This window comes from Citreimonas sp., assembly GCF_042096055.1.
GTDB lineage: Bacteria > Pseudomonadota > Alphaproteobacteria > Rhodobacterales > Rhodobacteraceae > Citreimonas.
Map to the genome: position 1 here is coordinate 10,970 of NZ_JBELMH010000038.1, position 20,402 is coordinate 31,371.

Sequence of the window (20,402 nt, forward strand, 5' to 3'; positions counted from 1 at the left end):
TCGAGGAGGCGCGCGCCGCAGGCGACATCACCATCCACGACTGGTCGGCCGAAGAACGCGCCAAGTTCCGCCAGATCGCCCAGGGCGAGTGGCAGTCGGTCGCCGAAGGCTCGGAGAACGCGCAGAAGGTCTATGACACCCTGACGACCTACCTCGAGGAAGCCGGCTTGATGCAGGCCGAGTGATCCCGGTCCAGGGACGTCTTCCACGGGCCGGCCGCCGCGCCGGCCCGTACCTTTCCGCAAGAAGAAGCAGACCGCCATGGATCACCAGGACACCTCGGAAACCGTGCATCGATCACCACAGGGGCCGATCCCACAGGCGGGCCGCCTGGGCCGCGCCATCTCGGCCGGCGGCGTGGTCTTCGCGATCGGCATCGTCGCGGCCATGCTGATCCTGATCCAGGAGGTCGTGCTGCGCTATTTCTTCAATGCGCCCACCACATGGGCGCACGAGACCACGATCTTCCTGTCCGGCATCGCCTTCGTCTACGGCGGGCTCTACTGCGTCGCCCGCGACAGTCACATCCGGGTCGTGCTGATCTACGACGCGGTCTCGCCCAAGGTGCGGCGCCGCTTCGATGTGGTGATCTCGATCGTCTGCGCGCTGTCATCGGCGATCTTCGCCTACGCCGCCTGGCTCATGGTCGAGCGCGCCGCCTTCACCCCTGCGGGCGACTTCCGGCTCGAGACCTCGGGCAGCGCCTGGAACCCGCCCTTCCCGGGCATGACCAAGATATTCCTGCTGGCCGTTCTCACGGTCATGGCGGTGCAGTTCCTGGTCCTCACCGTCAATTACGCCCGGAGGAAGCACTGAGATGGAATTCTTCGGTGCGCTTCAGGGTCTCGGGGTCGAGACCGCCACCTACGCGATGTTCGCAGCCCTTCTGCTGCTGCTCGTCACCGGCATCCCGCTGGCCTTCGTCACGCTGCTCGTCGCGCTGATCTTCGCGCTGGGGTGGTTCGGGCCCATGGCGGTGCCGCTGATCACCAGCCGCGTCTATTCCTTCGTTACCAGCTTCGTCTTCGTCTCGGTGCCGATGTTCGTGCTGATGGCCGCGATCCTCGACCGGTCGGGCATCGCGCGCGACCTCTTCGACGCGATGAAGCTTGTCGGCGGCCGGCTGCGCGGCGGCGTCGCGATCCAGACGATCATCGTGGCCGTCATCCTGGCGGCGATGTCCGGCATCATCGGCGGCGAGATCGTGCTGCTGGGCCTGATCGCGCTGCCGCAGATGCTGCGGCTGGGCTACGACCGGCGGCTGGCCATCGGCGTGGTCTGCGCGGGCGGCGCGCTGGGGACCATGGTGCCGCCGTCGATCGTGCTCATCATCTACGGCCTGACCGCCAACGTCTCGATCGGGGATCTGTTCACCGCGTCCTTCGTGCCCGGCCTGATGCTGGCGGGGTTCTACGTGGCCTACGTGCTGATCCGCGCCTACCTGAACCCGAACATCGCGCCGATCATGGAGCCCGACGACGCCCAGACCTGGGCGGACAAGATGGCGCTTCTGAAAGGGCTGATCCTGCCGATCCTCGTGGTCATCGGCGTGCTCGGCTCGATCTACGGCGGCATCGCCAGCGTCACCGAAGCCTCGGCCGTGGGCGCGATGGGGGTGATCCTGTCGACGATCGTGCGGGGCGAATTCTCGCTGTCGCTGCTGAAGGGCGCCGCGCTGCAGACGCTTCAGACCGTGGGCATGATCGTCTGGATCGGCATCGGTGCCTCGGCCCTGGTGGGCGTCTTCAACCTGATGGGCGGGCTCGAGTTCATCCAGTCGCTCGTGGCGAACATCTCGGACAACCGGCTGATCGTGCTGCTGTTCATGATGGGCATCCTGTTCCTGCTGGGCATGTTCCTCGATTGGGTCGGGATCGCGCTACTGGCGATGCCGGTCTTCGTGCCGATCATCACCGATCTCGGCTACGACCCGGTCTGGTTCGGCGTGCTGTTCTGCATGAACATGCAGGTCAGCTTCCTGTCGCCGCCCTTCGGTCCGGCCGCCTTCTACCTCAAGTCGGTCGCGCCGCCCGAGATAAGCCTGGGCGAGATCTTCAAGTCGCTCCTGCCTTTCATCGGCCTTCAGGTTGTGGCCTTGGCCGTCCTGATCGCCTTTCCGGGCATCACCGGCCGCTAGGACGCACGGAGGGGCGTGCCGCAGGTCGCACGCCCCTCGAACCGCCTGACGCTGCGGCATTCTATACCTCCGGTTGAACCGATCCACCGCAGCGGCGAAGCTGTCCGGGAACAGGAGGAGTTCCCATGCCACGCATCGTCATCGCCGCGCTCGCGGCCGCCGCCGCGACACTCGCCATACCCGCCGACGCGCAGAACCCCATCGACCGCATCCGGCCCGACGCGCCCGAACGCGCGGCCTACGGCAGCTATCCCGTGGGCGTGGTCACGCGCGACTTCACCGATACCGGCCGCGCCGATGTCATCGCCGCGCAGGACGCGACGGGCGCCAAGCCCGTCAGCGACCGGACCCTGACCACCGAGATCTGGTATCCGGCGGCCGAGGGCACCGCCCCGGGCACGACCTACGAGACGGTGCTGCGCGACGGCGAGACGCCCGTCACCCTGTCCGGGCGAGCCGCGCGCGACGCGACCCCGGCCGAGGGCAGCTTCCCGCTGGTGCTGATCTCTCACGGCTACCCCGGCAACCGCTTTCTCATGAGCCATCTGGGCGAGAACCTCGCCTCGAAAGGTTACGTCGTGGTGTCGACCGATCACCCGGACAGCACCTACGACGACATGGGACTGTTCGCCTCGACGCTGGTCAACCGGCCGCTCGACCAGGCGTTCCTGCTCGACGCGCTGGCGGACATGGAGGGCGACATCGGGGCGATGATCGACGCCGAGGACATCGGCCTCGTCGGCTACTCGATGGGGGGCTACGGCGCGTTGATCTTCGGCGGTGCGGGCCTGTCCGAGATTGCGACGACGCGCGAGGAACCCGCCGCCTACGTCGCGCCCCGCGATCTGCTGGACCAGCACGCCGCCGGCAGCGAGAGCCACGCGGCGCTGGTCGATCCACGCCTGAAGGCCGTGATCGCGATCGGGCCCTGGGGCCGCAATCGCGACTTCTGGGACGCGTCGGGCCTGGCGGGTTTCGAAAAGCCCCTGCTGCTGGTCGCCGGCGACCAGGACGACGTCTCGGGCTACGCCGACATGCGCAGGATCTTCGAGGAAACCTCGGGCACCGACCGCTTCCTGCTCAGCTTCGAGGGCGCGAACCACAACGCGGCGGCGCCGATTCCCGCCCCGGAAAACGCCTGGGACGTGTCCGAAAGCCTCGGCTGGGCGCCCTTCGAGCACTACGCCGACGCGGTCTGGGACACGACGCGCATGAACAACGTCCTGCAGCACTTCGCCACCGCGTGGTTCGACCTGCACCTGAAGGAACAGGAGCAGTCGGCCCGCTTCTTCGATCTGGTCGAGAACGCCGAGGATGGCGTCTGGTCGATGAACGACGCCGGAGAGCCGACGGCCGAACATACCTACTGGGCCGGTTTCCCTGAGCGGACGGCCAAGAGCCTGCGGATGGAGTTCCGTCAGGCCGAGTGAACGACGGATCGGTGGCGGGTCGTCGAAGACCCGCCACCAACCGACAGATCAACCGGTCTACCGCTCCGCCGCCAGCACAGGCGAGCGTTGCTCGCCCAAACCGGCAATGCCCAGGGTCACGACTTCGCCACCGGACAGGTAGCGCGGCGGCTTCTGCCCCATGCCCACGCCCGGCGGCGTCCCGGTCGAGATGATGTCGCCGGGCTGCAGGCTCATGAACCGGCTGCAATAGGCGACGAGGTGCGGCACCTTGAAGATCAGCGTCGCGGTGGACCCGCTCTGCATCCGCTCGCCGTCCACATCCAGCCACATCGACAGCGCGTCGACGTCGGCGACCTCGTCCGGGGTCACGAGCCAGGGGCCGGTCGGCCCGAACGTGTCGCAGCCCTTGCCCTTGTCCCAGCTGCCCGCGCGGTCCAGCTGGAATTCGCGTTCCGACACGTCGTTGATCACGCAGAACCCCGCCACGTGATTCATCGCGTCGGCCTCGTCGATGTAGACGCCGGGCTCGCCGATCACGACGCCAAGCTCGACCTCCCAGTCGGTGCGGGTGCTGTCGCGCGGGATCCGGATCGGGTCGTTCGGGCCGCAGATGGCCGAGGTCCACTTGTTGAAAATGATCGGCTCGGTCGGCACGGGCATGCCGGCCTCTTCGGCGTGATCGGCGTAGTTCAGGCCGATGCACACGAACTTGCCGACGCGACCCACGCAGGGGCCAAGCCGCAGGTCGTCCTGCGGCGTGCCGTCGACCAGCGGTAGGGTGTCGGCGTCGAGGGTGCGCAGCGTCTCCATCCCCGACCGCGTCAGCGCGTCGCCCGCGACATCGTCCACGTGGCCCGACAGGTCGCGGACACGGCCGGACGCGTCGAGCAGGCCGGGTTTCTCGGCGCCCGGGGCGCCGTAACGAACGAGTTTCATGTATCCTCCAGTGTCAGGGATCGGGATGGCGTCAGGCCGCCTTGTCGCCGCCGAGGCCGGAAATGGCCTGGATCAGGCTGTCCTCGGTCACCTCGTCCGAGGTGAAGGTGCGCATGATCCGGCCCGAGTACATCGCCACGATCCGGTCCGAGACGTGCAGCACCTCGGGCATCTCGGAACTGATGACCATGACGGCATAGCCCTTGGCGGCCAGCGCGCGCAGCAGCTTGTGGATCTCGGACTTGCTGCCCACGTCGATGCCGCGCGTCGGCTCGTCCACGATCAGCACGCTGGGATGCATCGACAGCCACTTGCCGATGACGATCTTCTGCTGGTTGCCGCCCGAGAGGTTGCCGACCTTTTGCCGCCAGCCCGGCGTGCGGATGTCGAGCTGATCCCGGTACTGGTCGAAGATCGCGACCTCGGCGCCCTCGGCCACGAAGGGCCCGGCGGTCAGGTCGTCGACCTGCGGCAGGGTCATGTTGTCCCTACAGTTCATGCCCAGGATCAGCCCCTGCCCCTTGCGGTCCTCGGGCACCAGGCTGATCCCCCGCGCGATCGCGTCCGTGGGCGACGAGATGCGCACCACCTCGCCGTCGAGCAGGATCTGCCCGGCCGACGGATCGCGCAGGCCGAACAGCGTCTCGGCGATCTCGGTCCGGCCCGCACCGACCAGCCCGTAGAAGCCGACCACCTCGCCGCACCGCACCGTAAAGCTGATGTCGCGGTACATCTTCCCGCAGCTCAGCCCCCGCACCTCCAGCGCGACCTCGCCTATCTCGTGCTGGACCGCGTTGCGCGTGAGGTCGAGCTTGCGGCCGATCATCATCTGCGTAACCGATTCCTCGTCCGTGTCGCGCGTGTTGACCGTGCCCTGGTACTGCCCGTCGCGCAGCACGCTGATCCGGTCGGTGATCTTGAATATCTCCTCCATCCGGTGGCTGATGTAGATGATCCCCACGCCGTCGGCCTTGAGGTCCGCGATCACGTCGAAGAGCACGCTCTTCTCGGCATCTGTCAGCGAGGCTGTCGGTTCGTCGAAGATCACCGCCTTGGCGTCGACGGTCAGCGCGCGCGCGATCTCGACCATCTGCTGGTTGGCGATCGACAGGTCGCCCACCCGCGTACGGGCGTCGAAGCCGACGCGCAGCTTCTTCAGGATGCTGTCGGTGCGGTCGAACAACCTGTCCCAGTCGACGCGGCCGAAGCTGCGGCGCGGCAGCTCGCCGAGGTAGACGTTTTCGGCCACCGACAGCTCCTCGGCCAAACTCAGCTCTTGATGGATGAACACGATCCCCTTGGCCTTGGCCTCCAGCGGGCCGGACATGACGACCTTCTGCTTGCCCATGTAGATCGCGCCCGCGTTGGGCTGGTGGATGCCGCCCAAGACCTTCATCAGCGTGGACTTGCCCGCGCCGTTCTCGCCCATCAGGGCATGCACCTCGCCCGGCATGACCGCGAAGGACACCCCATCGAGCGCGCGCACGCCGGGGAAGGTCTTGACGATGTCTTCGAGACGCAGAACCGGATCGGTCATACCTTCAGCTCCTCCTTGCCCTTCACGTTGAGTTGCCGGTCGAGGAACAGCACCGCGATCAGGATCAGGCCGATCACGAGGTTGACCGTCGACGTGTCGGCGCCGATATGGCCCAGCCCCTTGCGCAGCAGCTGGATTGCGATGACGCCGCCGAACGTGCCGATGACCGACCCCGCGCCACCGGTGATCTTGGTCCCGCCCAGCACGACGGCGGTGATCACCCAGAGCTCGTAGAGCTGCCCGTCATTGGGGTTCACCGACCCGCTTTCCGAGTAGAACACCACCGCCGACAGCGCGGCGAGAAAGCCGATGATGGCGAAATTGATCATCATGTGCGGGCCGACGCGGATGCCCGCGTTCACCGCCGCCTCGCGGTTGTCGCCGATGGCATAGGCGTTGCGGCCATGCACCGTGAGCGTCATCACGAACCAGATCACCAGCGTCACGCCCAGCAGGAACCACGACGCGGTGGCGATGCCGAGGAATTCCGCCTCGGCGAAATCCACCAGCGTCCAGTTGAGGTTGCTGGTGGGGTTCTCGCCGTTAACCATGAACACGAGGCCCCGGTAGCCCAGCATCGCGCCCAGCGTGACGATGAAGGCATCGACGCCGGTCTTCCAAACGATCAGCCCGTTGAGCGCACCAAGCGCGGTGCCCACCGCCAGCGCCAGCAGCCAGGACACCGGGATCACCCAGTCGCCGAGGCCCGCGAAGATCGGCCAGGTCATGCTGTCCAGCAGCACGATCGCGGCGATGGCGAAGGTGGCGCCCACGCTAAGATCAATGTTGCCGTTGATCATCACGATCGTCATGCCCATCGCGATGATCCCGATCGGTGCCGACTGCTTGAGCAGCAGCAGCATGTTGCCCGCGTCCATGAAGGCGTTGTCGCTGAGCGACATGAACTGGCCCGCGACGCTGAAGAAGATCAGTTCCAGCACGATGAAGCCCCAGATGGCGCCCCGCTTCAGGGCCTCGGACAGGTTTCCCGCTTGCATTGTTGCCTCCCTCACGCGATCGGCGACCAGAGCTTGCTTCGCTTGGCAGCGATATCCAGCCAGACCGCAAGGATGATGATGATCCAGGTCACGACGAACTGGACGTAGAACTGCAGGCCCAGCAGAAGCAGCCCGTTCTGGATGAAGCCCAAGATCAGCACGCCGATCACCGTCTTGAAGATCGTGCCCGACCCGCCCATGAGCGACGCGCCGCCCAGGATAACGGCTGCCAGCACCTCGAGCTCGAGCCCTTGGCCCACGGTGTTCTGCGAGCCCATGCTGCGGCTGGCCTGGATCAGCCCGGCCGTGGCCACGCAGGCGGCCGAGATCAGGTAGCAGGTGAAGACCGTGCGTGCCCGCCGGATGCCCGAGAAGGTCGCCGCCGTGCCGTTGCCGCCGACCGCGTAGACCTTGCGCCCGAAGGGCGTGCGCGACAGCACCAGCCCCAGCAATGCGGCCAGCGCGGCGAAGATCAGGATCGGCACCGGGATGCCCAGCGCGCTGCCCTGCCCGAAGACGCCGAGCCACGTGCCGGCCTTGTCGGCGATGTCCATGTTCTGCCCGCCCGACCAGGTCAGCGTCAGGCCGTGGATCGCCGACAGCATCCCCAGCGTCACGATCAGCGAATTGAGCTTCAGGTACCCCACGAGGAACCCGATCAACGCGCCCAGCGCCAGGGTCATGGCGAACATCGCCGGAATGGCCAGGAACGGCCCGATCTGGTCGTGCAGGTCCAGCACGACGATGGTCGAGAACGACATCATCGAGCCGACCGACAGGTCGAGGTTGCCGCTGATGACGACGAAGGTGACCCCCAGCGCCATCACGCCCAGGATCGCCGAGGACCGCACGACGCTGAAGAGGTTGTCGACGGTCAGGAATTTCGGATTGGCGATGGTGAAGGCGACCATGAACAGCACGAAGGCGATCAGGATGCCCTGTTTCGCCAGGACGCTGCCGACCTGCTGCCTGTTCAATGCGGCCATGAATCCTCCCCCCGGATTGCCGGCGTTGCGTGAAGTCTCCGACATGCGTCTCCCCCCGTTCGGTCCGACGAGACCGTCAGACCAGTGTCATGCCCCCGTCGATCATCACGATCTGACCGGTCATGTAGTCGCTGTCCCGCGACGCCAGGAAGGTCGTCGTACCGGTGATGTCCGAAGGCTGCGCCACGCTGCCCCTCAGGATCTCGGCCGAGAATGCCTCCATCGCCTGGCCCGGCCGTTCGGCCGCGCCGATCTGCATCAGGTCGTTGTCGACCTGTTCCCACATCTCGGTGGCGACCACGCCGGGCGCGAAGCCCGTCACGGTGATGTTGTGCTTGGCCAGATCGCGCGCCCCCGACTGCGTCAGCGAAACGACCGCCCATTTCGACGCGCAATACGGCGCCACGTTGTCGAAGCCCTGCCGGCTGGCGACCGACGCGGTGTTGACGATCTTGCCGCCGCGCCCCTGCGCGATCATCTGGCGCGCGGCCTCCTGCATGCCGATCAGGCAGCCGAGGCCGTTCACCCCCATGATGAAATTCCAGTTGCCCTCGGTCACGTCGAGGAAGTTCATCGGCTTGTTCACGCCGGCGTTGTTGAACACCACGTCCAGCGGCCCCAGCGTGTCCACCGTGTGCGCGATCATCGCCTTGACTTGCGCCCGGTCCGTCACGTCGACCGCGGCCGACGTCACGTTGCCGCCCTGGCCGTTCAGCCGCGCGCGGTTGGCCGCGGCGACCTGGGCGACCTTGTCGCCGTTGATATCGGCGAAGCAGACGCGTGCGCCCTCGTCCAGCAGCGCCTCTCCGATGGCGCGCCCGATCCCTTGCGCGGCGCCCGTCACGATGCAGACCCGTCCCGCAACACGTCCCATGACGCGCCTCCCCACTCGCATGTTCGATCTCGGTCCCTGGGCGGGCGGGGCACACAGGTCGCGCGCCCCGCCCGGGAGGAACCCGTCAGAAGACGGGTTTGGTGAATTCGCCCATGTTGTCCTGGGTGATCTTCGGCGTGTCGAAGTAGTTCAGGAAGGGTACGTCCTGGCCGTTGAGCACGTCGATCGCGGTCTGTAGCGCGGCCTCGGCGTCGTCGACGGGCGACTGGTAGATCGAGCCCCAGTAATCGCCGGCCTCCATCGCCTCGTAGCCCACGGCGAAGTTGGTGGCGCCGACGAAGGTGATGCCCTCGCGCCCCGCGGCCTTGGCGGCGTTCAGTGCGCCCACGCCCATGTTGTCGTCGCCGGCATAGACGCCGTCGATGTCGTCGTACTTGACCAGAAACGCCTCCATCACCTGCTGCGACTTCTCGCGGTTCCAGTCGCCCGGCTGGCTTTCGACCAGCGTGACGTTCGGGCAGACCTCGGGCAGGCGGTTCTGGAAGCCTTCCGAGCGTTCGATCGCGGTGGTGTAGCCGGGCTGGCCGGTGATCTCGACCACCCGCGCCTCGTCGGCGATGCCCTGCGCGGTGAAGCGGTCGCACATGATCTCGGCCGCTCGGGCGCCCTGCGTGACGTTGTCGGGCCCCGAGAAGCTGGCCGCGAAGTCGAAGCCCGCCTCGGCGATGTTCGAATTGGTCACGATGACCGGAATGCCGGCCTGGTGCGCCTTGCGCACGGCGGGAATGACCGCCTCGCCATTCGTGGGCCAGATGATGATGGCGTCGACCTCCTGCTGGATCAGGTCCTCCATCTGGGCGATCTGGCGCGCGACGTCGCCGCCGGCATCCAGGACAACGGCCTCGACCGCGTCGTTGCCCTCGGCCGCGTCGATGAAGGCGCGCTCGTAGGTCGTCTGGTAGCTGTCCACGCCGACGTTGTTCTGCGTGATGCCGATCTTCATCGTCTCGCTGTGGCTGCCGGCGGATGCGGCTCCGGCGACCAGTGCGGTCGATGCGGCAAGTGCGATGCTGAGTTTCATGTGGGTCCTCCCCCTTGGCGTTCTTGGTGTTCCTGTCCGTCCCCCGGCGTCTCCTCCCAGGGCGCCGGATCATCCCGCGATCGGCAGGACGATGTGTCGATACCTTGCCTGCCTTAGCGTCACCGCAACCCAGCAAATGTATTCATATTGGACAATTATCTATCCGATCCGGACATTATCGCCATAGGCTGGATCAGCCAATCTGAACAGACTTTGGGGCACGACGCATGAAACGCGTATCTTCAACCGCGGGGCACGGCGACGCCACGCGGACGAAAATCCGAAATGAACAATTCCACGGGTCAGCAATGAACGCCATGCAGGGACAGCACACGCCGCGCACGGTCTCGCCAGGGGCGAAGACCCAGATGCTCGACGTGTTGTCCTTTCTGGATGAATTCGGCGACGAGCTCGAGGCCGCGTTCGACCTGTTCGCGCCGAACCCGCACCTGCGCATGGCGCTGCACCTGCTGCAAAGCCATTTCGAGGGCCGCACCATCACGCCGACGGCGCTGATCGACGCCAGCCGCGTCCCCTACGCCACCGCGAACCGGCGCCTGAAGGAGATGCTGGGCGCGGGCCTCATCGAACAGCGCCCCCGGACCCGCACCGGCAAGAGCTTTTCCCTGCACCCCAGCGAGAAGCTGCTGTCGCAATGGGTGCAACTGTCGGGCCGCGTGCGCCGGATCGCCGAAGAACGCTTTGGCGGACGCGACACCGACACCGAGGCCCGCGACTACTATTTCGGCGGCAGCTACGCCGATGCCAAGCCGATCCCGCCGCTGAACGTTTTGCCGGAGCCGCTCAAGGTCTCGGGCGGGATCCGGGTTCTGGTGCACGGCGATCCGACCTTCATGGTCATGAAGAACCTCAAGCGCCAGTTCGAGCAGGCTATCGGCACGCCCATCAACCAGCGCGCCTTCTCGATCGACCGCCTGCGCGGCGAGGGGCTGCGCAACGCCGAGCGTGCGACCAGCCGCTACGACATTGTCGCTGTCGACCTGCCCTGGATCGGCGACTTCGCCGAACGCGGCGTGCTCATGCCGCTGGACGAGGCGATGGACATCGCGCGCCTCGACCCGGCCGATTTCCACACCGCCGGCTGGAAGGCGGCGCACTGGGGCGGCCGCGCCTACGGCGTGCCGGCGCAGACAACGCCCGAGTTGCTGTTCTACCGCCGCGACCTGTTCGCGCGCGCGGGGCTCGAGCCGCCCACGACGACCGCCGCGATGCTCGACGCCGCGCGCCGCCTGAACGACCCGCGCCGCGGGATGCACGGCATCGCCTGGAACGCGGCACGGGGCACAGCCCTTGGCCACACGGTGCTGATGACCATGGCCGATTTCGGCCAGCCCGTGCTGGACCTGCCCCGCATCGCCGGCGGCTTCGACACCGACGCGCTGGCCAGGGGCGGCTACCGCGCGACCATCGACACCGAGACCGGGCTTCAGGCGGCGGAATTCCTGCTGGAACTCATGCAGTATTCGCCGCCCGACATCCTGTCGATGTCCTGGTATGAACGCGTCCGCCCCTACGCCGCCGGCAAGGTCGCGATGGCCTACGGCTACACGCTGCTCGCCCCCTACTTCGAGCGCGACGAAAGCTCGCCAGCCTACGGGCAGACCGGCTACCTGCCGCACCCGGCGGGTCCCGGCGCCAGCCAGATCGCGCCGGTGGGCGGCTACGTCATGGGCATTCCCGCCAACCTCGCGCCTGAGCGCGTTCCCGCGGCGGTCGAGGCGCTATGCGTCTTCACCTCGGCCGAGGCGCAGAAGCTCTACGTGCTCAACGGCAGCCGCACGAACCCGCGCTACTCGGTCGCCGCCGATGCCGAGGTACGCCGCACCTCGCCGATCTTCGACGCGGTCGACGCCATGTCCTGGCGCGACGAGATGCAGTTCTGGCCGCGCCCCCCGGTGCCCGAGATCTGCGACATCATCCAGATCTGCGGCGAGGAATTCCACGACATGCTGCGCGGGATCACCCCCGCGCGCGACGCCCTGCGCCAGGCCCAGCGACGGGCCGACGCGCTGATACGACCACGGGACACGTGACAGCAGGAGGAGACGACATGGACCCCGACCGCCTGAAGGGCAAGAACATCCTGATCACCGGCGCCGCGCGCGGCATGGGTGCGGCCAACGCCGAAAGCTTCGCGGCACAGGGGGCCAATGTCTGCCTCGGCGATCTCGACGAGGCCGAGGCGCAGAAGATGGCCGACCGCATCAACGAGGCCGGCAACGGCCGCGCGATCGCGGTTAGGATGGACGTGACCAAACGCGCCGACAACGCCGCCGCCGTCGCCGCCACGGTCGAGGCCTTCGGGTCGATCAATGTCGGCGTGTTCAACGCCGGTCTGAACAAGCCCCGGTTCTTCATGGATATCGATGAAGATAACTGGGACATGATCATGACCGTCAACACCAAGGCGATGTGGCTGGGCATGCAGGAGACCGCCCGCCAGATGATCGCGCAGGGCCCGATGGAGGATCACCCCTACAAGCTGATTAACGTGGGCAGCATCGCCTCGCGCAAGCCTCTGATCGACGTCACCGTCTACTGCACCTCGAAATACGGCTGCCTCGCGCTGACGCATTGCGGCGCGCTGGGGCTGGCCGAGCACAAGATCACCGTCAACGGCTACGCGCCCGGCGTGGTGGTGACGCCGCTCTGGGAACAGCTCGACAAGGACCTCGTGGACATCGGCTTCAAGCAGAAGGAGGGCCAGGCCTACGAGGACATCGTACGCGACGCGCTGCAGATCAAGCGCGTCTCCTACCCCGAGGATATCACCGGCACCGCCTCGTTCCTGGCGAGCGACGACAGCGACTACATGACCGGCCAGATGATCCACGTCGACGGTGGCTGGTGCATCCAGTAACCGCCTGATTTCCCGAACAGAAAAACCGTCATAACGGGCGCGCGCCGCGCACCCGGAGGAGGAAGCCATGTCCCGTGCCCTGATGCCCAACCTGCTGACGCCGCAGGATCTCGAACCCAACTGGCGGTGGGAGGCCAAGCTGCCCTCGCCCGGCCACATGTCGGTGGACTTCGAACGCCGGATCGACCACGACCGCCTGCGCCGTTACCGGCTGGCCCGAACGCGGCAATCACTGCAGGCCTCGAACGCCGGCTCGCTACTGCTCTTCGACGTGAACAACATCCGCTATGTCAGCGCCACGAAGATCGGCGAATGGGAGCGGGACAAGATGTGCCGCTTCTGCCTGCTGACCGGCGACGATTCCCCCTATGTCTGGGATTTCGGCAGCGCCGCGGTGCACCACCAAAAATACTCCGACTGGCTCGAGCCCGACCACTGCCTCGCCGGCGTGGTCGGCATGCGCGGCACCATCCCGCCCGAGTTCGGCCTGATGCGCAAATACGCCAAGATGATCGCCCAGCTGATCAAGGACGCCGGCATGGCCGACATGCCCGTGGGCGTCGACTATGCCGAAACCGCGATGTTCCACGCGCTGCAAGAGGAAGGCATCAAGGTCGTCGACGGCCAGCAGATCATGCTCGCCGCGCGCGAGATCAAGAACTGGGACGAGATCCAGCTGCTGACGCAGGCAGCCGCGATGGTCGATGGCGTCTACCACATGATCTACGAAGAGCTGAAACCCGGCGTGCGCGAGAACGACATTGTCGCGCTGTCGAACAAGCTGCTCTACGAGATGGGCAGCGACGACGTCGAGGCGATCAACGCCATCTCGGGCGAGCGATGCAACCCGCACCCGCACAACTTCACCGACCGGCTGATCCGGCCCGGCGACCAGTGCTTCTTCGACATCCTGCAAAGCTATCAGGGCTACCGGACGTGCTACTACCGCACGTTCAACGTCGGCCGCGCGACTCCGTCGCAGAACGACGCCTACGTGAAGGCGCGCGAATGGATCGACGCGTCGATCGCGATGATCAAGCCGGGTGTCTCCACCGACAAGGTGGCCGAGGTCTGGCCGACGGCCGAGAGCCTCGGATTCCCCAACGAGGACGCCGCCTTCGGCCTGCAATTCGGCCACGGGCTGGGGCTGGCCCTGCACGAGCGGCCGATCATCAGCCGCGCAGTCAGCATGGACCACCCGATGGAGATCAAGACCGGCATGGTTTTCGCGCTCGAAACCTACTGCCCCGCGACCGACGGCTATTCCGCCGCCCGGATCGAGGAAGAGGTCGTCGTTACGGAAACCGGCTGCGAGGTCATCAGCCTCTTCCCGGCCGAGGACCTGCCCATCGCGAACCGGTACTGAGTGCCATGTCCAATACGCTCAACCCTTTCGACCTGACCGGCCGCAAGGCCCTGGTCACCGGCGGCGCGACCGGCATCGGCGAGGGCATCGCCCTCGGCCTTGCCGCCGCCGGGGCCGACGTGGCGCTGACCTATCGTAGCCACGCCCCCGACGACACCATCGCCCGGATCGAGGGCATGGGCCGCAAGGCCGCCGCCGTGCGCGCCGACTTCACGGGCATGGACGAGGCCGCCGCGCAGGAGGTGGTTGGCTTTGCCGCCGACGCGCTCGGCGGGCTCGACATCCTGGTGAACAACGCGGGCATCATCCACCGCGCCGAGGCGACCGATTTCGCCTTCGAAGACTGGCGGCGCGTGCTGTCGGTGAACCTCGACTCCGTCTGGCTGCTGTCACAGGCGGCCGGGCGGCGCATGGTGGCGCAGGGGTCCGGCAAGATCGTGATCGTGGCCTCGGTCCTCAGTTCGCAGGGCGGGCTCTTCGTGCCGGCCTACGCGTCCAGCAAGCACGCCGTGCTGGGGCTGACCAAGGCGCTGTCCAACGAATGGGCGCCGAAGGGCGTGAACGTGAACGCGATCGCGCCGGGCTACACCGCCACCGACAACACCGAGGCGCTGCGCAAGGATCCCGACCGGTCGCAGGCGTTGCTCGACCGCATCCCAGCGGGCCGCTTCGCCGAGGCGTCGGAAATGGCCGGGGCGGCGGTGTTCCTGGCCTCGGACGCGGCCAGCTACTGCCACGGCAGCGTCGTGACCATGGATGGCGGATGGCTCGCCCGCTGATGGAGGACAGCATGGATAAGACATTGCACGGAAAGACCGCCCTCGTCACCGCCGCGGGCGCCGGGATCGGCCGCGCCTCGGCCATGGCGCTGGCGGCGCGCGGCGCGCAGGTGATCGCCACCGACATCGACGGCGACGCCGTCGCGGACGTCGCCCAGGGCTCGGACCGCATCACCGCGCAGCGGCTCGACGTGCTCGACGCCGAGGCGGTGCGCGCGCTCGTCGCCGAAAAGGGGCCGTTCCAGATCCTGGTGAACTGTGCGGGCTGGGTGCATGACGGCACCATCCTCGACTGCACCGACGAGGTCTGGGACCGCTCCTTCGCGCTCAACGCCAAGGCGACGTTCCGGCTGACCCAGGCGGTGCTGCCGGGCATGCTGGACCACGGCGCGGGGTCGATCATCACCATCGCCTCGGTGGTCTCGAGCCTGAAGGGCGCGCCGCGCCGCTTCGCCTATGGCGCGTCCAAGGCCGCGATCATCGGGATGACCAAGTCCATCGCCGCCGATTTCGTCAAGGACGGCATCCGGTGCAACGCGATCTGCCCGGGCACGGTGCAAAGCCCGTCGCTCGAGGACCGGCTGCGCGCGACCGGCGATTTCGACAAGGCGCTGGCCGCGTTCAAGGATCGCCAGCCGATGGGCCGGCTGGGCCAGCCCGAGGAGATCGCCGAGATGGTGTGCTACCTCGCATCCGACCTCGCGGCCTTCACCACCGGGCAGGCCTTCGCCATCGACGGCGGCTGGTCGACCTGATGGGCCTCGACCGTGCCGCCTCGATCGACGACCTGCGCGCGCTGGCGCGGCGGCGGATCCCGCGCTTCGCCTTCGACCTCGTAGACGGCGGCGCGGAATCCGAACGCAACATGCGCCGCAACGTCGAGGCGTTCAAGGACATCCAGCTGACGCCGCGCTACATGGTCGACGTGGGCCAGATCGACACCGGCGTCACGCTCTTCGGCAAGGCTTACGCCGCGCCCTTCGGCATGGCGCCGATCGGCATGCTGAACGCCTTCTGGCCCGGTGCCGATTTGACGCTCGCCCGGATGTGCGCGGCCGAGAACATCCCCTACACCGCCAGCTCGGCCGCCTCGACCACGCTGGAACGGCTGGCCGAGGCGGCCGGGGGCAATGGCTGGTTCCAGCTCTACGTCGCGGGCGACGCGTCGGTGACCGAGGGGCTGGTCGCGCGCGCCGAGGCGGCGGGCTACGACGTGATGATGATCACCGCCGACGTGCCCGCCGCCGGCAAGCGCGACCGCGACATCCGCAACCGGCTGGCCGTGCCGTTCCGCTTCACGCCCGAGGTGCTGGCCCAGTGCGCGCTGCACCCGCGATGGGCGCTGACCAGCCTGCGCCACGGCACGCCCAACGTGGCGAACTACGCCGACCTGCTAAAATCCGCAACCTCCTATGCCGAGGTCCAGAAGACGCTGATCACCCCGCGCTTCACATGGGAGGACCTCAAGCGGCTGCGCGAGCGCTGGAAGGGCCGGCTGCTGGTCAAGGGCATCCTGCACCCGCAGGACGCCGCCGACTGCGCCGACCTGGGCTGCGACGGGATCGTGGTATCGAACCACGGCGGCCGGCAGGTGGCGTTCGGCCCGCCCACGATCGAGACGCTCCCGGCCATCGCCCACGCCGTCGGCGGACGCATGCCCGTCCTGCTCGACAGCGGCATCCGGCGCGGCGCCGACCTGCTGCGCGCCAAGGCGCTGGGGGCGGATTTCGCGCTGGCCGGTCGCGCGCTGGCCTTCGGGGTTGGCGCGGGCGGTGCGGCCGGCGCGCAGCGCGCGATGGAGATCCTGAAGCTCGAGCTTGAACGCGCCTTGGGCCAGCTCGGCGTCGCGTCGTTCGGCGCCGTCGATGGCTCGGTCCTGAGTCCTGCTCCGCTCAGGCACGACGCGCGATAAGAGGCATTGGCCGAGATCTCCGAAACGAGCACGGAGCAACCTTGCTTTTTATCGATATGGCCTTAGGAATGCGATGCCCTACGCCGCACACTTCCAAGTCTCCGGGGTCACGTAGACGACGCTGTCGTCGACGCCGACCATCACTTCGCCGTCCTGGATGTTGACCTGAAGCTTCATCGCCCGCCGCGCCAGTCCGGCCAGCGCGGTGGCGTCGGCCTCGGAGAAACAGACGACCGCCAGGTTGTCGAAACGGGTCGTGGCGTTCCTGACCTTGTCCCACCAGACCTCGGCGACCCGCCCGCCATAAGGGTAGACGATCACCTTCGCGGCCTTGCTGCAGGACTGGCGCAGGACCTTTTCGCTCGGCAGCCCGAGCGCCACCCAGAGGTCGATCTCGCCGCCGAGGCTCTTCTGCCACAGGTCGGGCTCGTCGTCCGTCGACAGGCCCTTGGTCAATTCCAGCCGCTCGTGGGCGTTCAGGGCGAACGCCAGGATGCGCACCATCAGCCGCTCTTCGGTTTCCGAAGGATGCTTCGCGACGGTCAGCTTGTGGGTCTCGTAGTAGTGCCGGTCCATGTCCGAGACCGACAGCTCGACTTTGTAGATGGTGGCATTCTGCGCCATGGCCGTGCCTTTCAGGGATCGCGGTCCCTACCCCGCCCGGGGGTCCTTGGAAAGGCGATATCGCGCAACGCTCACAAGGCCGACACGATGCGGACCAAGGGTCGCACCGCCCGGACGGTGGTTCGTGGGGTCAGGAACAAGCCCACTGGCCAAAAAAAACTTCGTCACTTCAACTCGGATATCAGGCGCGGCTCCTTGCCGTCGATGTCCCCGTCGAGGACGCGGTCGACGATCCGATCACCCCAGGTGTCGTACACGAAGTGAAGGTGCTCGGGCCGCCAATCGCTCGAGAGCCACAGCTTGCCCGACGATTTCTGCCGGCGCCCGGCCGGCAAGGCCTCTCTCTGCAGGGCGTTCGGCAGCACCTGCATCAACTCTTGAGCGTAGGATTTGACCGTGCGGGCCGCCAGCATGTGAACGCCGTCACCGCGATTCAGGATCGCGCCGCTTTGATGTATGATCTCTCCACCATCCAGGAAGTCGGTCGTCTGGTGAAGCGTCATGCCGGTCATCTGGGGCTCGAGCATGTAGCTGGGCCAGAAGTGCGTGATCACCCCGCGATAGTCGGGCGAAAGACCGCCATGCGTGTTCCAGAACGCGGCCGGCACGGCGGCCCGCAGGTCTGAAGACAGCTTGTGACATCCGTAAGACATGACGACCTTCGGGTTGGTCTCTCTCAGAAGCGCGACGACCTCCGGCCCGTTCAGGTCGGCCATCGACGTGTCGTGGATTCGGATGCCGGACACATCCGGAGACCCGAAAACAGCGTCTTCCGCCTCTTCGCGGCGGGAGAAATGAAGATCGAACAGACGTTTCGTTTCCGAGCGCAGCCCGGCCGGGGCCTCCGGCACGAAAGACTCGCGCCTTTCGCGCACCCACGCCGTCAGCAAGCCCGTTTCGGCGAGGCACCGGACAAAGTACGCATGGCGCGGATGATCGCCCGTAATCGCGACGATGGTCATTGGCTCACGTCCTCCAAGATGCCTTCTGATTCCAGGTGCCTGGCGATGGGCTCAAGATGTCTTACGCTGCATCCGATATGGCCGGCGATCTGCAACAGCGTCCGTGTCCCGTCGGCCAGCGACAGCAGGCATAGCAGGCGTTCCAGCGCCTTTCGACCGTCCTGCTCGGAATCCGTCGAGAACTGGCTGGTCATCGGCCCGTTCAGGGTGGGGTAGAGCCCGCGTCGCCCAAGCTGCGGCTCGCCGTGCGGAATCGTGTTGCGGTAACGCGTTTCGAATACCTCGTGCGACAGCAGGGCCGACATGACGCGGTCCGCGGAGGCCTCGACGGCCCGGATCGTCATGAAGTCGAGGTTGTCGAGACTGGTGTGGTATTCCTCGTATTCGCCGTAGGTCGTTCGCGCCGCCTGGGCCATCGGAAGATTGAAACCCGGAGAGCAGAACTGACGCTCGTCGGAACCGCCCGCCGGCGTGAAGTCCCGCACGGCGAAGATGTCAGGCTCAGCCGACGCAAGATGGCGCGCCAGACGATCGACCGGCGCCGGATCGCCCGTCCAGTCCCGGCGGCTGGTCTTGAAGGAGACGGTCTGCGACGGCCCGCCTAGGCAGGTCAGCACCAACCCGCCGCGCATCCGTTCCACCAAATCCTGCCCGTGCCGCGCGAGGTAGCAGATCGAGCCGATGGTTTCCGGTATCAGCAGGAAGCGATAGGTGAACTTGCGCGTGTCCAGCGCGGCCAGCTTCTCCCACACGCGCAGCAATGCCAGCGGACCGGAAAGCTCGTTGTTCGCCATGCTTGGATGGCAAAGGTACGACGTGATCAGAAAGACGTCGTCGGTTTCACCGGGCAGTTCGGCAACGCCGTAGTTCAGCACGCCGTCGTCCTTCCGCGTCTCGATCTCGACACGGTATCGCCCGGGCTTCAGCGCGTCGCGCTGCCGCTGCGAAAGACACAATCCCCAACGCGGCACGTAGTAGCTGGTCACGTAGGGGATCGCATCCGGCTGCGTCGGATCCGAAAACAGGTGCGCCTGCAGCGCGTCGAGGTCCATCTCGCCGCTGAACGGCTCCGAGAAATTCACCACGTGAAGATTGCTGTCCCGCGTATCCAGCACAACCTCGCCATCCGGCCCGAAAAGCCGCGCGCGCTCCAAGGACCACTCGGCAGGAACGGTCCAGTCGAGCACGCGGGTTCCAGTCGGCACTCCGTGGATCTCGAGGTCCATGTGCTCGGAGAAAATCTGCAGGCTGTCGCGGATGCCCGGGCCGGTGATCGAGCGACAGATAGGGAACAATCGGTCGAACAGCTGACGCAAATCTGTCAATTCGGCCGATACCATACGAATTTCTCCGTCACTCACGCTGTTGCCCGGTCATGGCACCTTCCGAAACAAGCTTCAAGCAAGCACCCTGAGCAAGCCGGCCCAAGATACCCTTCAACTATTTGACAAGTTACATTTTTCCTTCGCGCCTTGGATTGTGGGCAACCGATCGGCGACGTTTCTGCTTCCGTAAAGCGCTTGGTGACACCGGCCCGGACGGCAGAACACCCAGCAATACACTCACGTGGAACTGCCCTCCGGTGCCCGGAGTAGCACCGCGGTTCCTATCATTGACGCGAAGGCCCGCCTGCTTTGACTTCTCCACCGCGCCGTTACCTTCAGACGCAGAAACGGCAAGGCGACGACATGCAACGACGGGTCCAAAGCGAAAGCGAACTGCGCGCGCTCATCGAAAGCACCGAGATGGACGGAGACGCTTCGGCCCAGCGCAGCGGGTTCGTCCGGCTCGCCGGCCCGCAGCCGCCACTAAGCGAGATCGACCGCGGCGGCGTCGCATGCGGCGCGATCGGCGAAGGGCCCGAGATCATCTGGTTTCACGGTGGCGGATATGTCTTCGGATCGCCGGAGACGCATGCCGTGCTCGCGCGGATGCTGGCCGCTCACGGCTTCCGGG

General features: G+C 66.6%; 18 protein-coding genes and 2 pseudogenes. 11 read left to right on the plus strand and 9 right to left on the minus strand.

Annotation, left to right across the window (positions count from 1 at the left end):
- The 4 genes and pseudogenes from ACFDTC_RS10170 to ACFDTC_RS10185 all read left to right on the plus strand — a co-directional run.
- Window positions 1–185 (plus strand): annotated as a pseudogene (locus tag ACFDTC_RS10170) (C4-dicarboxylate ABC transporter substrate-binding protein); the annotation flags it as partial.
- Between the two features lie 76 nt (window positions 186–261).
- On the plus strand, window positions 262–816 hold the full coding sequence (locus tag ACFDTC_RS10175; protein ID WP_375258767.1) for a TRAP transporter small permease subunit: 555 nt from the start codon (window positions 262–264) through the stop codon (window positions 814–816).
- Window position 817: 1 nt separating this feature from the next.
- Window positions 818–2,137: a TRAP transporter large permease subunit gene (locus tag ACFDTC_RS10180; protein WP_375258768.1), complete on the plus strand. Its 1,320-nt coding sequence runs from the start codon at window positions 818–820 to the stop codon at window positions 2,135–2,137.
- 125 nt (window positions 2,138–2,262) lie between these two features.
- Window positions 2,263–3,567, plus strand: coding sequence for an alpha/beta hydrolase family protein (locus tag ACFDTC_RS10185; protein WP_375258769.1), 1,305 nt, complete (start codon window positions 2,263–2,265; stop codon window positions 3,565–3,567).
- Window positions 3,568–3,624: 57 nt separating this feature from the next.
- On the opposite strand, the gene ACFDTC_RS10190 is transcribed toward ACFDTC_RS10185, so the two are convergent.
- From ACFDTC_RS10190 to ACFDTC_RS10215, 6 genes are all read right to left on the minus strand, one after another.
- The gene (locus tag ACFDTC_RS10190) at window positions 3,625–4,485 is read right to left on the minus strand and encodes a fumarylacetoacetate hydrolase family protein (protein ID WP_375258770.1); all 861 of its coding nucleotides are present in this window, start codon (window positions 4,483–4,485) and stop codon (window positions 3,625–3,627) included.
- Between the two features lie 31 nt (window positions 4,486–4,516).
- On the minus strand, window positions 4,517–6,022 hold the full coding sequence (locus ACFDTC_RS10195) for a sugar ABC transporter ATP-binding protein (protein WP_375258771.1): 1,506 nt from the start codon (window positions 6,020–6,022) through the stop codon (window positions 4,517–4,519).
- Window positions 6,019–7,020 carry an ABC transporter permease gene (locus ACFDTC_RS10200; protein WP_375258772.1) on the minus strand — a complete coding sequence of 334 codons (1,002 nt, stop codon included), beginning with the start codon at window positions 7,018–7,020 and terminating at the stop codon, window positions 6,019–6,021. The genes ACFDTC_RS10195 and ACFDTC_RS10200 overlap by 4 nt, the downstream gene beginning before the upstream one ends.
- Window positions 7,021–7,031: 11 nt before the next feature.
- Complete coding sequence (locus tag ACFDTC_RS10205; RefSeq protein ID WP_375258773.1) at window positions 7,032–8,006, minus strand: ABC transporter permease; 975 nt, start codon at window positions 8,004–8,006, stop codon at window positions 7,032–7,034.
- Window positions 8,007–8,082: 76 nt separating this feature from the next.
- Window positions 8,083–8,880 carry an SDR family NAD(P)-dependent oxidoreductase gene (locus ACFDTC_RS10210; protein ID WP_375258774.1) on the minus strand — a complete coding sequence of 266 codons (798 nt, stop codon included), beginning with the start codon at window positions 8,878–8,880 and terminating at the stop codon, window positions 8,083–8,085.
- Window positions 8,881–8,965: 85 nt separating this feature from the next.
- Window positions 8,966–9,922: a sugar ABC transporter substrate-binding protein gene (locus ACFDTC_RS10215; protein WP_375258775.1), complete on the minus strand. Its 957-nt coding sequence runs from the start codon at window positions 9,920–9,922 to the stop codon at window positions 8,966–8,968.
- Between the two features lie 308 nt (window positions 9,923–10,230).
- On the opposite strand from ACFDTC_RS10215, the gene ACFDTC_RS10220 reads away from it, so the two are divergent.
- The 6 genes from ACFDTC_RS10220 to ACFDTC_RS10245 all read left to right on the plus strand — a co-directional run bounded on the left by ACFDTC_RS10220 (window position 10,231) and on the right by ACFDTC_RS10245 (window position 16,860).
- Complete coding sequence (locus tag ACFDTC_RS10220; RefSeq protein ID WP_375258776.1) at window positions 10,231–11,976, plus strand: extracellular solute-binding protein; 1,746 nt, start codon at window positions 10,231–10,233, stop codon at window positions 11,974–11,976.
- A 17-nt stretch (window positions 11,977–11,993) separates the two neighbouring features.
- Window positions 11,994–12,803 (plus strand): SDR family NAD(P)-dependent oxidoreductase, encoded by an 810-nt coding sequence (locus ACFDTC_RS10225; protein ID WP_375258777.1) that lies wholly within the window; start codon window positions 11,994–11,996, stop codon window positions 12,801–12,803.
- A 67-nt stretch (window positions 12,804–12,870) separates the two neighbouring features.
- Entirely contained in the window at window positions 12,871–14,169 is a 1,299-nt protein-coding gene (locus tag ACFDTC_RS10230) for a M24 family metallopeptidase (protein ID WP_375258778.1), read from the plus strand.
- Window positions 14,170–14,174: 5 nt separating this feature from the next.
- Entirely contained in the window at window positions 14,175–14,948 is a 774-nt protein-coding gene (locus ACFDTC_RS10235; protein WP_375258779.1) for an SDR family oxidoreductase, read from the plus strand.
- Between the two features lie 11 nt (window positions 14,949–14,959).
- On the plus strand, window positions 14,960–15,703 hold the full coding sequence (locus tag ACFDTC_RS10240) for an SDR family oxidoreductase (RefSeq protein WP_375258780.1): 744 nt from the start codon (window positions 14,960–14,962) through the stop codon (window positions 15,701–15,703).
- Complete coding sequence (locus ACFDTC_RS10245) at window positions 15,703–16,860, plus strand: alpha-hydroxy acid oxidase (RefSeq protein ID WP_375258781.1); 1,158 nt, start codon at window positions 15,703–15,705, stop codon at window positions 16,858–16,860. The genes ACFDTC_RS10240 and ACFDTC_RS10245 overlap by 1 nt, the downstream gene beginning before the upstream one ends.
- Before the next feature lie 78 nt (window positions 16,861–16,938).
- On the opposite strand, the gene ACFDTC_RS10250 is transcribed toward ACFDTC_RS10245, so the two are convergent.
- The 3 genes from ACFDTC_RS10250 to ACFDTC_RS10260 all read right to left on the minus strand — a co-directional run bounded on the left by ACFDTC_RS10250 (window position 16,939) and on the right by ACFDTC_RS10260 (window position 19,786).
- Window positions 16,939–17,484, minus strand: a complete 546-nt coding sequence (locus ACFDTC_RS10250) for a YaeQ family protein (RefSeq protein ID WP_375258782.1) — start codon at window positions 17,482–17,484, stop codon at window positions 16,939–16,941.
- A 164-nt stretch (window positions 17,485–17,648) separates the two neighbouring features.
- Complete coding sequence (locus ACFDTC_RS10255) at window positions 17,649–18,446, minus strand: formyl transferase (RefSeq protein ID WP_375258783.1); 798 nt, start codon at window positions 18,444–18,446, stop codon at window positions 17,649–17,651.
- Entirely contained in the window at window positions 18,443–19,786 is a 1,344-nt protein-coding gene (locus tag ACFDTC_RS10260; RefSeq protein ID WP_375258784.1) for a DUF4910 domain-containing protein, read from the minus strand. The genes ACFDTC_RS10255 and ACFDTC_RS10260 overlap by 4 nt, the downstream gene beginning before the upstream one ends.
- Before the next feature lie 348 nt (window positions 19,787–20,134).
- Between ACFDTC_RS10260 and ACFDTC_RS10265 the strand changes: the two are divergent.
- Window positions 20,135–20,402, plus strand: a pseudogene (locus ACFDTC_RS10265) (hypothetical protein); the annotation flags it as partial.